The following is a 15,279-nucleotide window of genomic DNA, read 5'->3' on the forward strand; positions in this document are numbered from 1 at the left end:
TAGACGAGTGTGATGTCTCACTTCGTATCGACATGACTCTTATAACTATTTTATCTTTTAAGCTATAATTTGAGCTTTATGTCATTTCGACAGAGCGAAGTATGACCAACGAAAAAACCCATCATCTAAGATTTAAAAACATATGAAATGTGATGTCTCACATATGTCATGACTATATAACCTGATTATTTAATGTTTCCCATTTAGGATTAAATTCAGAAATAAGTTTGTTTTTCTTTTCTCTACGCCATTTCTTAAGTTCCTTTTCCCTTGTAATGGCATCCTTGGGATTTTCAAACCCTTCGTAATAAATTAAATAAACGCAACTATATTTTCCAGCAAATGATTTTTTGGTATTTTGACTATCAAAATAATGTTGTTCTATTCGTCTTTGTATATTGTTTGTAATACCAATATACAAGGTTGTTCTGTATTGATTTGTAACGATGTAAACAAAATGATTCTGAAGCATAAACAAATTTAAAAATAAATGATAAGTCATTTCGAGCAAAGCATGAAATCACATAATTTCGTTTTTTCAATTAGCAACGAGTGTGATGTCTCACTTTCGTTCGACATGACAGAATTTTGAATATTATCACTGAAAATATCACCATTAAAAATGAGGTGTTAACCTTAACCAATCAGCGCGCCATTTATTGGGAAGCTCAAGAAGCCTTAATTTTATCAGATGTCCATATTGGTAAAACTGCTCACTTCAGACGTCATGGGATACCAATGCCAGATGGTATTCTTCAAAAGGATTTAGAACGATTAAAGCAACTAATAAGTCACTTTAAACCTAAGCAATTATTGATTGTTGGTGATTTATTTCATGCAGAAACTAATAGTGATATGATCACTTTTAAATCTTGGTTAGCGCAATTTGAACACCTGCGTTTGATTTTAATAAAAGGAAATCACGATAGACAATCTCAACGATTAATGGATGACTTTAATATAGAAGTTCTTACCACAATAGAGTTAGGGCCTTTTATTTTGATTCATGAACACGATGAAAATGATTTATATTCATTTACGATTTCTGGACATACACATCCTGGTGTATTGATCAAAGGAAAAGGGAAACAGAAGCTAAAATTACCATGTTACCAAGTTAATTCAAAACAGCTGATTCTACCAGCATTTAGTCTATTTACAGGGCTTAATACACGTTCTGAACCGGAAGCCTCCACTTCTTATGCTTTTACAGAGACTTCGATTTTTAAATTTTAGAGCAAATCAAAATTATTTTTTCGTCACTCATATTTGTTGTAAAAAACAAATAGATATTACCACCATCTTTAATTTTTAGTTTTTTACGAATATCACCAACGCTTAAAGGAAAATTACGAGTCGTCACATTAGCTTTACCAATCCTTTCTTTAGCAAATACTTTTTTATTGAAGTGAATTACTTTTTCAATTTTAAAGCGTCTGCCAGGAAATTCAATTAATATGTCTGATGTATATATATGCGAGTGTTTATGCAGCTTTGAAACATCTAGTAAAGAACTAACAGAATTAAATGCACCGGCTTTTAAAATAGCAGCATTTGGTTCGTAGAGATAGGAGAGTGGTTTAGTATATTCAACTAATGCATAAGACTCATCTTTAAACTTAAAGTCAAATTCTTGCTTGTTTTGTTTCGTTAGGTTTACCGTTTTAATTATGAAATCAGATTTACAATCACGTTCTAAAACCCAAAGTAACTCTTTAACTTCATTATTGACAGCTACAATATGCAGTTCTTTGATTTGTTTTAAATCGTTTTGCGTAGCCTTGATATCTAACAAAGGTGATGTTTTAATCATTACGTGTTTGGCATATTTTAAAAATAAACCTTGAAACGTTTTTACGTTCGGCGTGCAATCTGACAATAAGAATACTTTTTTCTTTGTGTCATCTCGACGCGAAGGGTCTATGTATATCCAATCGAAAGGTTGGTCGATTCGTTTTAAAGCTTCAATGCCATTATCATTAAGGCACTCTATATTAGAAATATTTAAGGTTTTATAGTTGTGATTTACGATTTTAGACAGTTCATCATTAATCTCGCAATGTGTTACTTTTTCAATGTGTTTCGCAAAATAAAAAGTATCGACCCCAAATCCACCTGTAAGGTCAATCAACGAACACCCAGACACCAAACTTGCTTTATAATCTGCAGCAACTTCAGAAGACGTTTGCTCAATATTTAGCTTGTTAGGATAGTAAATGTTTTCAGTTTGAAACCAGGTTGGTAGCTTCTTTTGGCAACGCTTTTTAGCTTTAATTTGTTGTACTAAAGTTTTAGAGTCGACATTTGAAAATGGAATGCCTTTTAATAGAATAGAAGCTGCATCCGAATTTAAATTTAAATCTATATAATTCTGAATGTCAGGATTTAAAATAGCTTTGTCCAAACTAAATTATAGATTTTTAGTGAGTTTTTGAACTACGTCATAATCTGATAAAAATTCTTTTAAAACCACCTTAATAGCCGTGTAAGTTGGGATTGCAACAATCATTCCTACTACCCCAAAAAGTAAGCCTGCAATGACTATAACTAAGAAAATTTCTAAAGGATGTGATTTTACACTTTTAGAAAATATGATGGGTTGGCTGAAAAAATTATCTACCAATTGTGCTATTACAAAACCAATCATGACATAAGTGGTTTTGGGTAGAATGACTTCGCTGAAACTCTCGCCTAAATTACTAGACATGCTTAGCAGAAGCATCAGAAATCCACTAACTAATGGTCCTACATAAGGCACTAAATTAAGTAGTGCACACAGAAAGGCTATAACAATAGCATTATCTATACCAAAAATGAGTAGAACAATGGTGTAAATTATAAATAGTATGACGATCTGAAAGATAAGACCAACAAAATATCGCGATAATAAATCTTTAATGCTTAAAATAGAGTGTCTGGTGCGCGTTTCTTTGCCCTTTGGAATAAAAGTCATTATTCCTTCTTCAAACAACTTGCTGTCCTTCAAAAAGAAGAATGAAATAAACAAGACTGAAAACAAACCAATACTGAAGCTTCCCAATCCGCTAACTAAGCTGTTGAAAAAGTTGGGAATTAGCGCAAAATCTAGTTTTGAAAGCAAATTAGAATCCTTTATGGATTGCTCTACATCGATGTGGCTAAACTCAAAGTAAGTGATTATTTGATCGTATAAATTTTCAATATTGGTTTCTAATTGCTGAACGTTAAGCAGTGATAATTTTTGTCCTTGGTCTGCAATTAAAGGGATAAACATGCCCACTAGGCCAACTAGCAAAGCTACAAGAAGTATCATGGTTACAATAACTGCCAATGTATTGTTGAATTTCAATTTGTTTCTTAGAAATAAAACAATTGGTCGCCCTATTAAGGATACAACTGCAGCAACTGCGATATAGACAATTACAGATTGAATTTGATACAAAAAAAATAAAACCAGAATTACGGCTAGGAGAATAGCAATAGCTCTTAAAATTCCATTGGAAATGATTTTTGAATCCATATCTCAAAGATGCTGAAATTAATTTAGCAAGGCAAATTTTAAAAATTAAGTTGCTTTGTGATTTCGTAAAGTGCAATACTGGTTGCTTGTACCACATTCATACTGCTATTGTAACCAAACATTTCTACATGAAGAATATCGTGACTTTGATTCACAGCACTTTCAGATAGGCCAAAGTTTTCATTGCCTATAATAATAGCAATAGGTTTGGATGTATGAATTTTATAATGAGACAAGGGTTTACTTTGCGTTGTAATTTCTAGCGCGATAATATGATGACTAGCTTGAAGCTCTTTAAGAACGTTATCAATATTTCTCTCAATTTTATGGTTAACATACTTCTCTGTAGCGCGAGATGTTTTCTTCATCCGTTTGCCAAATTGTAAATCTTCACCACAAAAAATAAGGGTCTCTACACCAAATGCATCTGCCGTTCTAAACAAGCTGCCAATGTTTGGAGCATTTGTTATATTATCACAAATCAAGGTAATCGGAAAATTTATTTTCTCAAACTGTGATGTATAATGGGTAAGTTGCAATTGAAAAGTTATTAGTTAGAAGTATTTTTTTCTTTGTCATTTCTCGCTACTCTTCCATCTAAAATGTGTCTAATTAATAAATACATACTTCATAATATTGGCACCCATTTTAAGGGCCTTTTCCCTAACGTCTTCCGGGTCGTTATGTACTTCTGGGTCCTCCCAGCCGTCACCAAGGTCACTCTCAAAGGTAAACAATAGCAACAACCGATTGTCTTCAAATATTCCCAGTGCTCGAGGCGCTTTTCCATCGTGCTCATGGATTTTTGGCAAACCGTTAGGGAAGTCAAATGCAGTGTTAAAAACTGGATGTGTTTTTGGAATTGGAATTAAATCTTTATTAGGGAATACCTTCTTCAATTCTTTCCTTATATAAGGTTCCATTCCATAATTATCATCTATATGCAGAAAACCTCCCGAAAAAAGATAATTTCTTAGGTTTTCGGTCTCTTCCTCATTAAAAAAAACATTGCCGTGACCAGTCATGTGTAAAAATGGATACTGAAAAATATCTACACTGCCTACTTCAACAGTGGCAATAGATTCATTGATATTAGTATCTATATTGTCATTACAAAATTTTACAAGATTAGGCAGGGCAGTTGGGTTAGAATACCAATCACCACCGCCTTTGTATTTTAATACTGCAACCTCTTGAGATGATAGGTTAAGGGCTAAAACGCTTACTATGAAAACTAAAACATACTTCATGCTATTCATTGATTAAGGCTACTGTGTGGCAAGCTACGATGCCAGCTGTTTCTGTGCGCAACCTTGTGTTACCCAAAGTTACTGGAATAAATTGATGCTCCTTCGCAGTTTCAATTTCTTTAACAGAAAAGTCACCTTCTGGACCAATAAGAATTAAACAATCAGACTTCTTTTTTAAGGCTGTCTTTAAAGCTATTTTGTGACTCTCCTCACAGTGCGCTATAAACCTGTGGCCTTTAAAATTTGAAGTTATAAAATCATCGAATGATACAGAGGGATTAAGTTTTGGGAGATAACAATGTAAGGATTGCTTCATCGCTGATTGCAAAATTTTCTCCATACGTTCTGGCTTAATGACTTTGCGTTCGCTATGGTCACAAAAAATAGGTGTAATTTCTTCAATCCCTATTTCTGTCGCTTTCTCTAAAAACCACTCGTAACGGTCATTCATTTTTGTTGGAGCAATTGCGATATGCAGTCTGAAAGGCCTTCTCTCTTTGAATTCATGGGATAAGACTTTTACTTCGCAGCGTTTTATATCGGATACTGTGACCTCTGTATAGAACAGATAACCCTTGCCATTGGTTATTACTAATTTGTCGCCTATTTGCTTTCGTAATACTTTGACGATGTGCCTACTTTCATCTTTATCGAAAACAAACGCGGTATCTATTTTGGTAATATTTGGATTATAAAATAACTGCACTAATTTCTGGTTTCAGAAAATTTAAGAACCGTTATCTCCTCAATGGTTTTTGGCTCATGCGACTTTAGTATAACATAATAGGCATTGTCTTCAGCAATATCCACCATAAATATATCGTTTATATTGTGATTTTTAACCTCTTGCTCGAACTTGGCAGGCATTACTTTACTTTCAAACCAACCAGAATCACCGCCTTTCTTGCCATTAATATCCATAGAATAATATTTAGCTAAGGTCTTAAAGTCAAAGCCATCCTTATGTTTTACTATAATTTTGTCTCTCAATGTATTAATTTCAGATAAAGACTTTTTAGAACTATCAAATAAAATGTAATTCACTCGTTCATGAACAACTTTATCCTTATCTAGAACCTTATAATAGGTGGTTTTATAATTAGATTTTATAATTTTTTTACCTCCTTTAGATAGTTTGAATAACTCATCGGCCAATCGCGTCTTATGCTTCTCTTTATTAAAAGTTAAGATTTTACCTTTGGTATTTTTGTTAGATTCTATAAATATTTCAGCTTCCCTTTTGGAATTAACAGAATCGAGTTCCTTCTCAAAATTCATTTGTGAAACTCCAAAAAACGGCATTAAAATAATAAGAAATAATAATTGTTTCATATTAAGGCTGGTGATTGTTTTAGTCTACAAAGCAAATAAAATTCATGAGTCAAACAACAACTCTAGAAATGGCTTATCAACATTAATTTTAACAAATTAAATCTTTAGGCGTGCGGTTGCCATCACATCAAAATCTGTAAAATCATTTTCTAAATACTTTAAGTAACCAACAATACCAATCATTGCTGCGTTATCAGTGGTGTATTCAAATTTTGGGATATATGTAGTCCAGCCAAATTTTTGCTCTCCTGTTTTTAGTGCTTTTCTTATGCCTGAATTTGCAGAAACGCCACCACCTATTGCAATATGCTCAATGCCAGTTTGTGCAACTGCTAATTTCAATTTATCCATTAGTATACCAATAATTGTGTATTGTATTGAGGCACAGATATCATTGAGATTAGTTTTTACAAAGTCTGGACTGACTTTAGTTTCTCGTTGTACAAAGTAGAGAATAGCTGTTTTTAGTCCAGAAAAGCTAAAGTTAAGTCCATCTACTTTTGGTTTGGTAAACTTATATGCTTTAGGATTACCTAACTGTGCACGTCTATCAATTTCTGGACCTGCTGGATAACCCAATCCTAATAATTTACCGCTTTTATCATATGCTTCACCTACAGCATCATCAATAGTTTCACCAATTACTTCCATACTAAAGTGATTATTGACCTTTACAATTTGCGTATGGCCGCCAGAAATTGTCAGGGCTAAAAATGGAAAAGGAGGCGTATTTTGATTTTCTTCGGCTATATAATGAGCTAGAATATGCGCCTGCATATGGTTGACATCGATTAAAGGAATATTTAATCCAAAAGCCAAGGACTTTGCAAAAGAAGTACCTACTAATAAAGAACCCATTAGACCTGGACCACGAGTAAAGGCAATGGCATTTAGCTGGTCTTTAGTAACATTAGCCTTTTTAAGAGCTAAATCAACAACAGGAACAATATTTTGCTGGTGAGCTCGAGAGGCTAGCTCTGGTACAACACCTCCGTATTCCGCATGGATTTTCTGGCTTGAAACAACATTACTTAGTACCCTATTATCACAAAGAATAGCAGCTGAAGTATCATCGCATGAAGACTCAATTCCTAGGATATAAATATTTTCTTTTTTCATAGTATAGATTAGGCACAATAATTGTTAATTTTGATAGCTATAGTCTTATGTTATGCCTTTGAACGTATAATAAACAAAGGTAACTAGATTTTATTCATAAATAAGAGAGGATACATATCAAAAAAGCAGTAAAAATAATAACTAAGGTTGCAGGCATAATCTTACTATTGTTTATTATCTGTTTTCTCATTTTGGGTATTCCTGCTGTTCAAACCAAGTTAGGTCAATATGCTACAAAACGTTTAAATGAAGATTTCAAAACCAATATAAATATTGGAAAAGTTGGTCTTCAACTTAATGGTGATGTTGAATTAAAGGAAATATTAATTAAAGATTATAAGAAAGACACCTTAATTGCCATTGGTGAATTAAATACCTCAATTGTAAGTTTTAAAAATTTATATAACAGCAAACTTAACTTTGGAGATATCGATATACAAGAGTTAACCTTTAATCTCAAGACATACAAAGGCGCAACCGATACTAATTTAGATGTTTTTGTCGCCAAGTTCGATGATGATAACCCAAGAGTAGGACCAAGCGAATTTCTCTTTTCTTCTAGTGATGTTTCTATTGAAGGTGGTACATTTTGTTTAATCGACGAAAATAGAGAGACTCCAGAGCTATTTCGTTTTAATAATTTATTTGCTAATACTACCAATTTTTTAATTGATGGTCCAAATGTGTCTTCAAGAATAAATAGATTCAGTTTTAGTGATACTCGTGGTATTGAGGTTAAAAATCTTATGGCTGATTTTGAATATGCCCTGGATCATATGACTTTTGGCAATCTAAATATTTCTACTAATGAATCAGAGTTAAAAGGAGACCTAAGTTTTAAATACAAAAGAGAGGATTTAAAAGATTTTACAGATAAGGTAAATATAGAGGCGTCATTTAGAGATTCTAAAGTCTCCTTAACCGAACTAAATGTGTTTTTTGATGAATTTGGTATTAATCAAACGGCTCAATTTAACGCAGACCTATCTGGCACATTAAATGATTTAAAAGCTACAAATTTAAATATAAGTACCACAAGGAATACAAAGATACTAGGGGCAATTGACTTTAAAAATATCTTCAGCCCAAGTAAAGACAGCTTTGCTTTAAATGGAAGATTTCAAAATCTATCTTCAAATTACAATGATCTTGTTGCACTATTGCCTAGAATTCTTGGGCGCTCAATACCATCTGTTTTAGATAAGGTGGGTAATTTTAGAGTAAATGGGACCACGAGAATTACGTCAAAGGATATAGATGCTGATATTAAAATAACTACCGATATTGGTTTTGTTGATTCAAATCTCAAAATAACAGATGTTGATAATATTGATAGTGCTAATTACGTTGGAAATATCATTTTCAATGAATTCAACATCGGAGAAATAATTAATGATCCCTTAGCGAAAAATGTTTCACTTAACTTGGACGTCAACGGAAAGGGTTTTACAATAGATGAGTTAAAAACAGAAATTAAGGGAGAAGTATTTAGCTTAGAATATAATGACTACGTCTATCAAAATATAACGGTCTCAGGTATACTTGGAAACCGAGTGTATAACGGATTTTTAAATGCTGACGACCCTAATTTTCAATTATCATTTAATGGATTAGCGGATTTGTCCCAAGAAATAAGGACTTTTGATTTCAAGGCTGACGTTAAATACGCCAACTTAAAGATTTTGAATTTTGTTTCAAGAGATACTATATCCGAGTTTAGAGGCCTTGTAAATATTTCAGCAACCGGTTCTAGTTATGAAAATGCTAGCGGTAAAATAAACATTAAGAACACAACCTATCGCAATCAAGATGACCGCTATAGATTTGAAGATTTTGATATAGTTTCTGAGTTTAAAGGGAAACAACGCACCATTTTAGTAAACTCCCCAGATATTATTAACGGAGAGGTAACCGGAGAGTTTAGAATAAGGGATATACCGAAACTTGTTGAAAATTCTATTGGAAGCATATACACTAACTATGTACCTCATGAGGTTACCGATGGGCAGTATTTAGACTTTAGGTTTAATATTTATTCAAAGATTGCGGCAGTATTTTTTAAAGACTTGTTTCTGTCCAAAAACACCTTTATTGAGGGCAGAATGGAATCTAATGAAAAAGGATTTAACTTAATTTTTAATTCGCCCGAAATAAAATTTAAAGAAAATTTTGTCCAGGACGTAAATTTCACAATAGACAATAACAACCCTGTCTATAACACCTACATAGAAATCGATAGTCTAAATGCTGCAGGTTATAAAGCTTCACAATTTAGATTAGTTAATGTTACAAAGCGAGACACGCTTTTAATAAAATCACAGTTTAAGGGTGGCATAAACAATAGAGATGATTTTGACCTTAACCTTTTTTACACCATTGACGAGGAAAATAAGTCCGTTATTGGGTTTAAAAAATCTGATTTTAAGTTTAAGGAATTTGATTGGTTTATTAATTCTGAAAAAGACACCTTAAATAAAATTAGATTCGATAGGCAATTTAAGACCTTCGACATATTCCCAATTGTTATCAATCAAGGAAATGAAGAAATTTCAATCTCGGGAAAAATTACGGACAACATTAATAAAAACATCAAAGTTAATTTTAGAGATGTTGAATTGGAAAAAATCACACCGCGAATTGACAGTTTAGATCTGCAAGGAGTTGTAAATGGCTACGTTGATTTAGAACAAACTCAAGGTATTTATCTTCCTAAGTCCGATATTAACATAGGTACATTTTTTGTTAATGATTTTGATATGGGAGATTTAACTGCAAAAGTAGTTGGAAATAATTCTCTTACTGAATACAATGTAGACGTGAGCTTAATAAATGATAACCTAACCTCATTATCTGCAAAGGGAATTGTAGATGTTGATAGCAAAAGTCCAAATATAAATTTAGATGTAGCTTTTGAAGAATTTTTACTTAATCCGTTAAATCCTCTAGGAGAAGGTGTAATAAGTAATATCCGTGGTCTGGTTTCAGGACGGGCCATTGTCTCTGGCAGTCTAAAAAAGCCAAGTATAGACGGAGAGCTGTATTTAGATAGGGCAGGTCTGTCTATTCCGTATTTAAATGTGGATTACGGTTTTGATTTTGATTCTAAAGTGACATTGTCTGGACAACAGTTTATTTTTAACAACGTAGCTATGACTGATTCTAAGTTCTTTTCTCAAGGCTACTTAAATGGCTTTATAGAGCACAATAACTTTTCTGACTGGACTCTAGGATTAGACCTTCAAACGGATAGGCTACTTGTATTAAATACTGAAGAAACGGAGGAATCACTTTATTATGGTGATGGTTTTGTTTCTGGAACCGCTATAATTTCAGGCCCAACGGATCAGCTAGTAATAGATGTAAATGGAAGTACTGCTCAAGGGACTGTATTTAATATACCTTTAAATGATTCTGAAAGTTTTGGAGATAATTCGTTTATAAAATTTTTAAGTCCGGAGGAAAAAAAGGCTAGAATTAACGGTTTAGTTGAAGAAGATATTGAGGTTAAAGGTCTTGAATTAAATTTTGATTTAGATGTCAACAAAAATGCTCTTATCGAAATAGTTATTGATAAAGAAGCCGGTAGCACTATTAAAGGTCGTGGTGAAGGTAATTTAGTGTTTCTTATTAATACTAATGGAACCTTTAATATGGTTGGAGATTTTTCTGTATTTGAAGGGGTTTACAATTTTAAATACGGAGGAATTGTTCAAAAACGGTTTGAAGTAGAGCAAGGTGGTAATATAGTTTGGGATGGTAATCCAATGCAGGCTGAGATTAATATAAAAGCTGTTTACAAAACAACTGCCAATCCATCACTTTTGTTAGATAGCCCAATTAGTCAAAGAATTCCTGTAGAAGTAGTTATTCAATTAACAGGGCAATTAGAACAACCAGACCCTAATTTCGATTTAAGATTTCCCAATGTTAATTCTACTTTAAAATCAGAGTTAGATTATAGGTTGTCGTCTGAAGCTGAAAGGGAGACGCAGGCATTAGCACTATTAGGTACTGGAGGGTTTAGAGGAGGAACAACAGGTATGGATTTTACAGGTACCATCTCAGAACGACTTAGTGGTATTGTTAATAATATTCTAGGTGGAGATAATGAAAACTTGAGTATTGGTGTAGATTTAGAATTGGGCCAAGACACACCAGAACTTCAGACCAACAATCGAGTAGGCCTAACGCTCCAAACACAAATAAGCGAGAAGATTCTTGTAAATGGTAGATTTGGTGTTCCGTTCGGTAGTGCAGAGCAAACTACAATTACTGGTGATGTCCAAATAGATTGGTTGTTAAACGAAGATGGTACTTTTAGAGCCAAGGTTTTTAATAGAGAAAATGTAATTAGAAACTTTGGGGAAGAAATTGGTTATACACAGGGCATAGGATTGTCTTACAGTGTAGAGTTTGACACATTCAAAGAATTGATTCAAACTATTTTTTCGGGTAAAAATAAAAACCTAACAGAGCAACCTAAAGCTAAGGAAGAGAAGAAAGAAGATGTGGATGAAAACTTACCCGAGTACATGAGCATGAAAAAAAAATCTTCTAAAACAAAGTCCTGAATCTTATATTATTTTTAAAATTTTAAAATAGTTATTAACGAAAACGTTTGAATTGTTTTCGCTTTTCCTATTTTATGATAATCATCACATTTTTGATATTATTGTTTAGTAATTTTACTGTAAAATCAATATAATGCTCAAAACAATTAAAAAAGTTGCAGTTTTCACTTCTGGAGGAGACTCGCCTGGGATGAACGCTGGTATTCGTTCTGTTGTTAGAACTTGTGCTTTTCACGATATAGAATGCTATGGGATTTACAGAGGGTATCAAGGGATGATTGAAGGTGATTTTGAAAAAATGGATGCGCGCAGCGTAAAAGGGATAATAAACAAAGGAGGGACCATTCTCAAGTCAGCTCGTTCTAAAGAATTTAGAACAAAAGAGGGGAGAAAAAAGGCTTACGACGCATTGTGCAAAGCAGGAATCGATGCTTTTGTGGTGATTGGTGGTGATGGAAGTTTTACGGGTGCCATGATTTTCAATCAAGAGTTTGACTTTCCAGTTATGGGAATTCCAGGCACCATAGACAATGATATCTTTGGTACAACACATACACTCGGATATGACACTGCATTAAACACTGCTGTTGAAGCAATAGATAAAATTAGGGATACAGCCAGTTCTCACAATCGATTATTTTTTATAGAAGTTATGGGACGCGATGTTGGCCATATAGCTTTAAATGTTGGTGTCGGTGCAGGAGCGGAGGAAATTCTAATCCCTGAAGAAGATTTAGGCTTAGATCGATTGCTAGATTCCCTAAGACGCAGTAAGGCATCAGGTAAATCATCTAGTGTAGTAGTTGTAGCCGAAGGAGATAAAATAGGTAAAAACGTTTTTGAGCTAGCAGACTATGTAGAAGAAAATATGGCTGAGTATGAGGTAAGAGTATCTGTACTAGGTCACATGCAACGTGGAGGTAGCCCTTCTTGTTTCGATCGCGTTCTTGCCAGTAGAATGGGTGTTAAAGCTGTTGAAAGTTTAATAGTAGGCAAGAGCAATTATATGGTTGGTTTAAAAAATGATATCATGGATTTAACGCCATTTGACCAAGCAGTAAAAGGAAAATCTAAAATAAACATGGAGCTCATAAGAGTATCCGATATAATGACAATTTAAAGAACACTAAAACTAAATAAACAATGTCAAATTTAAAATTAGGAATCAACGGATTCGGAAGAATAGGAAGAATAGTTTTTAGAGCAACGGTAAAACGACCAGATTTAGATGTGGTTGCAATTAATGACCTTTTAGATGTAGAGCATCTAGCATATTTATTGAAGTATGATTCAGTACATGGTCGTTTTGATGGCACGGTTGAAGTTAAAGATGGTCATCTTGTTGTTAATGGCAAAACTGTTAGAGTTACTGCTGAGCGTGATCCAAAAAACTTAAAATGGGACGAAGTTGGTACAGATGTAGTTGCTGAATGTACAGGGATTTTTACCACCTTAGAAACCGCACAATACCATATAGATGCTGGTGCTAAAAAAGTTGCAATTTCTGCTCCGAGTAAGGATGCGCCAATGTTTGTTATGGGTGTTAATGACAATGAATTAACTTCAAAGCACAAAATCGTATCAAACGCTTCGTGTACAACAAACTGTTTGGCTCCGGTGGCTAAAGTTTTAGATGATAACTTCGGCATTGAAGAAGCCTTAATGACTACAATACATGCCTCAACGGCAACCCAGTTAACAGTAGATGGGCCTTCTAGGAAAAATTACAGATTAGGCCGTTCAGCGCTAACAAATATTATTCCTTCAACAACTGGAGCAGCTAAAGCTGTTGGTAAGGTTATTCCAAAACTCAATGGAAAATTAACAGGTATGGCTTTTAGAGTACCAACTGCGAATGTATCTGTTGTTGATTTAACGGTAAGATTACAAAATGAAACGTCTTATGATGCTGTTAAAAAAGCATTTAAAGCGGCATCAGAGGGTGCAATGCAGGGCGTTTTGGGCTATACTGAGGATGGTGTTGTTTCCCAAGACTTTGTTAGTGATACGAGAACAAGCATTTTTGATGCAGGCGCCGGAATAGAGTTGAATTCTAAATTCTTTAAGGTAGTATCTTGGTATGATAACGAGTTTGCTTATTCAAATAAGTTGGTGGACTTAGCACAAAAAATTAATTCTTTATAACAGAATTTCTAATATCGAAAATTCCGTTAGATATCGTCTTACGGAATTTTCATTTTTAATATTTAGATATGATTTTAATAACTGATGGAGGGTCTACAAAATGTGATTGGATAGCTATAGACGATACCGGAGAAAAACTTGCAGAAAAAATAAGAACCAAAGGATTAAACCCTGCGATTTTAACAGAGAAAAAGCTAAAAAAAATTATTAGTGGTAGTGAAGAGCTAATGCGGTACAAATCTGAAGTAACCCATATCTTTTTCTATGGTGCAGGTTGCGGTACCGAAAAACCCAGGACAATGTTAACCCATGTGCTACAGTTTTTGTTTTTAAATGCACAAATTGAAGTACAAGAAGACACTATGGCTGCGGTAAGAGCCTCATTAGATAATAATAATGACAAGGCCGTAGTCTGTATTATGGGTACAGGTTCAAATTGTAGTTATTACAATGGTAGTAATTTAGAGCAGCGTGTAGTGAGCTTAGGTTATACTTTAATGGATGATGCAAGTGGTAATTACTATGGAAAACAACTTATTAGGGATTACTATTTTAAAAAAATGCCTCAGACCATTCGTTTGGCTTTTGAGCACAAATACAATTTAGAAGCAGATTTTATTAAGTACAACCTCTATAAACAAGCAAATCCAAATGCTTATTTAGCTAGTTTTGCTGAATTTATGTTCTTGAATAAAGATTCTGAATACGTGAACAATCTTATTAAAAAAGGCTTCCGACTTTTTGCCGAAAACATGATAATGCAGTTTAAAGAAGAATTAAAAAATTGTCCGGTTCATTTTGCGGGATCAATCGCTTATTTCTCCAAAGAAGAAATTAAGGAAGTCGCAGATGAGTATGGTTTTAAGGTTGGCAACTTCATTAGGCGTCCTATTGATGGATTAGTAGAATATCATGTAAAAAACTTATAATTGGAAATTGCACTAATTGCTCACGACGGGAAAAAAGCAGAAATGGTTCAGTTCTTAAATGCCCATAGAGAAATTTTAGAACAAAAAAAGATTCATTTAATTTCTACAGGAACCACAGGTAATAATGTTAGAAAAGCGGGCTTTGAGGTTAATGCTTTACTTTCTGGTCCGCTTGGAGGCGATGCGCAAATCGCCGCTAGAGTAGCAGAGGGACAATGCCATATGGTGTTATTTTTTAGAGACCCATTAGACCGTCATCCGCATGAACCAGATATTTTAATGCTAATGCGCTTATGCGATGTGCATAATGTTCCGCTAGCTACAAATCCAGCAACTGCCGAATTATTAATTAAAGCTGTTTAGCTGTTAATTTAGATGTTAATAAATGTGGTTTTCCGTGTTGTATAACTTATAATTTGGTTATATCTTTGTAA

The 15,279-nt window shown here is 33.7% G+C and carries 14 protein-coding genes; 6 read left to right on the forward strand and 8 right to left on the reverse strand.

What is annotated here, in order from left to right; all coding sequences use genetic code 11:
- Window positions 1-172: 172 nt before the first annotated feature.
- Entirely contained in the window at window positions 173-472 is a 300-nt protein-coding gene (locus J4050_RS08685) for a GIY-YIG nuclease family protein (RefSeq protein ID WP_208154187.1), read from the reverse strand.
- 116 nt (window positions 473-588) lie between these two features.
- Between J4050_RS08685 and pdeM the strand changes: the two genes are divergently transcribed.
- Window positions 589-1,236, forward strand: a complete 648-nt coding sequence (gene pdeM / locus J4050_RS08690) for a ligase-associated DNA damage response endonuclease PdeM (protein ID WP_208154188.1) — start codon at window positions 589-591, stop codon at window positions 1,234-1,236.
- On the opposite strand, the gene J4050_RS08695 is transcribed toward pdeM, so the two are convergent.
- From J4050_RS08695 to tsaD, 7 genes are all read right to left on the reverse strand, one after another.
- Window positions 1,226-2,404, reverse strand: a complete 1,179-nt coding sequence (locus tag J4050_RS08695) for a class I SAM-dependent methyltransferase (RefSeq protein WP_208154189.1) — start codon at window positions 2,402-2,404, stop codon at window positions 1,226-1,228. The genes pdeM and J4050_RS08695 overlap by 11 nt on opposite strands.
- 6 nt (window positions 2,405-2,410) lie before the next feature.
- Entirely contained in the window at window positions 2,411-3,499 is a 1,089-nt protein-coding gene (locus J4050_RS08700) for an AI-2E family transporter (protein WP_208154190.1), read from the reverse strand.
- A 38-nt stretch (window positions 3,500-3,537) separates the two neighbouring features.
- Complete coding sequence (locus J4050_RS08705) at window positions 3,538-4,038, reverse strand: TrmH family RNA methyltransferase (RefSeq protein WP_208154191.1); 501 nt, start codon at window positions 4,036-4,038, stop codon at window positions 3,538-3,540.
- Window positions 4,039-4,107: 69 nt separating this feature from the next.
- Window positions 4,108-4,749: a DUF4159 domain-containing protein gene (locus tag J4050_RS08710; RefSeq protein WP_208154192.1), complete on the reverse strand. Its 642-nt coding sequence runs from the start codon at window positions 4,747-4,749 to the stop codon at window positions 4,108-4,110.
- A gap of 1 nt (window position 4,750) precedes the next feature.
- On the reverse strand, window positions 4,751-5,455 hold the full coding sequence (locus tag J4050_RS08715; RefSeq protein ID WP_208154193.1) for a 16S rRNA (uracil(1498)-N(3))-methyltransferase: 705 nt from the start codon (window positions 5,453-5,455) through the stop codon (window positions 4,751-4,753).
- Window positions 5,455-6,081, reverse strand: a complete 627-nt coding sequence (locus tag J4050_RS08720; RefSeq protein WP_208154194.1) for a peptidylprolyl isomerase — start codon at window positions 6,079-6,081, stop codon at window positions 5,455-5,457. The genes J4050_RS08715 and J4050_RS08720 overlap by 1 nt, the downstream gene beginning before the upstream one ends.
- A 96-nt stretch (window positions 6,082-6,177) precedes the next feature.
- The gene (tsaD, locus tag J4050_RS08725; RefSeq protein WP_208154195.1) at window positions 6,178-7,200 is read right to left on the reverse strand and encodes a tRNA (adenosine(37)-N6)-threonylcarbamoyltransferase complex transferase subunit TsaD; all 1,023 of its coding nucleotides are present in this window, start codon (window positions 7,198-7,200) and stop codon (window positions 6,178-6,180) included.
- A 167-nt stretch (window positions 7,201-7,367) separates the two neighbouring features.
- Between tsaD and J4050_RS08730 the strand changes: the two genes are divergently transcribed.
- The 5 genes from J4050_RS08730 to J4050_RS08750 all read left to right on the forward strand — a co-directional run bounded on the left by J4050_RS08730 (window position 7,368) and on the right by J4050_RS08750 (window position 15,208).
- Window positions 7,368-11,771, forward strand: a complete 4,404-nt coding sequence (locus tag J4050_RS08730; protein WP_243878595.1) for a translocation/assembly module TamB domain-containing protein — start codon at window positions 7,368-7,370, stop codon at window positions 11,769-11,771.
- 133 nt (window positions 11,772-11,904) lie between these two features.
- Complete coding sequence (gene pfkA, locus J4050_RS08735) at window positions 11,905-12,891, forward strand: 6-phosphofructokinase (RefSeq protein WP_208154196.1); 987 nt, start codon at window positions 11,905-11,907, stop codon at window positions 12,889-12,891.
- Between the two features lie 23 nt (window positions 12,892-12,914).
- On the forward strand, window positions 12,915-13,916 hold the full coding sequence (gene gap / locus J4050_RS08740; protein WP_208154197.1) for a type I glyceraldehyde-3-phosphate dehydrogenase: 1,002 nt from the start codon (window positions 12,915-12,917) through the stop codon (window positions 13,914-13,916).
- 68 nt (window positions 13,917-13,984) lie between these two features.
- The gene (locus J4050_RS08745; RefSeq protein WP_208154198.1) at window positions 13,985-14,845 is read left to right on the forward strand and encodes an N-acetylglucosamine kinase; all 861 of its coding nucleotides are present in this window, start codon (window positions 13,985-13,987) and stop codon (window positions 14,843-14,845) included.
- Entirely contained in the window at window positions 14,846-15,208 is a 363-nt protein-coding gene (locus tag J4050_RS08750) for a methylglyoxal synthase (protein ID WP_208154199.1), read from the forward strand.
- Window positions 15,209-15,279: the final 71 nt, after the last annotated feature.

This window comes from Winogradskyella pelagia (genome assembly GCF_017581965.1).
Classification (GTDB): domain Bacteria; phylum Bacteroidota; class Bacteroidia; order Flavobacteriales; family Flavobacteriaceae; genus Winogradskyella; species Winogradskyella pelagia.

Coding starts and splice junctions, on each gene's coding strand:
- J4050_RS08745 (WP_208154198.1), top strand. CDS start 13,985: ATGATTTTAATAACTGATGGAGGGTCTACAAAATGTGATTGGATAGCT.
- J4050_RS08700 (WP_208154190.1), bottom strand. CDS start 3,499: ATGGATTCAAAAATCATTTCCAATGGAATTTTAAGAGCTATTGCTATT.
- gap (WP_208154197.1), top strand. CDS start 12,915: ATGTCAAATTTAAAATTAGGAATCAACGGATTCGGAAGAATAGGAAGA.
- J4050_RS08685 (WP_208154187.1), bottom strand. CDS start 472: ATGCTTCAGAATCATTTTGTTTACATCGTTACAAATCAATACAGAACA.
- J4050_RS08710 (WP_208154192.1), bottom strand. CDS start 4,749: ATGAAGTATGTTTTAGTTTTCATAGTAAGCGTTTTAGCCCTTAACCTA.
- J4050_RS08720 (WP_208154194.1), bottom strand. CDS start 6,081: ATGAAACAATTATTATTTCTTATTATTTTAATGCCGTTTTTTGGAGTT.
- pfkA (WP_208154196.1), top strand. CDS start 11,905: ATGCTCAAAACAATTAAAAAAGTTGCAGTTTTCACTTCTGGAGGAGAC.
- tsaD (WP_208154195.1), bottom strand. CDS start 7,200: ATGAAAAAAGAAAATATTTATATCCTAGGAATTGAGTCTTCATGCGAT.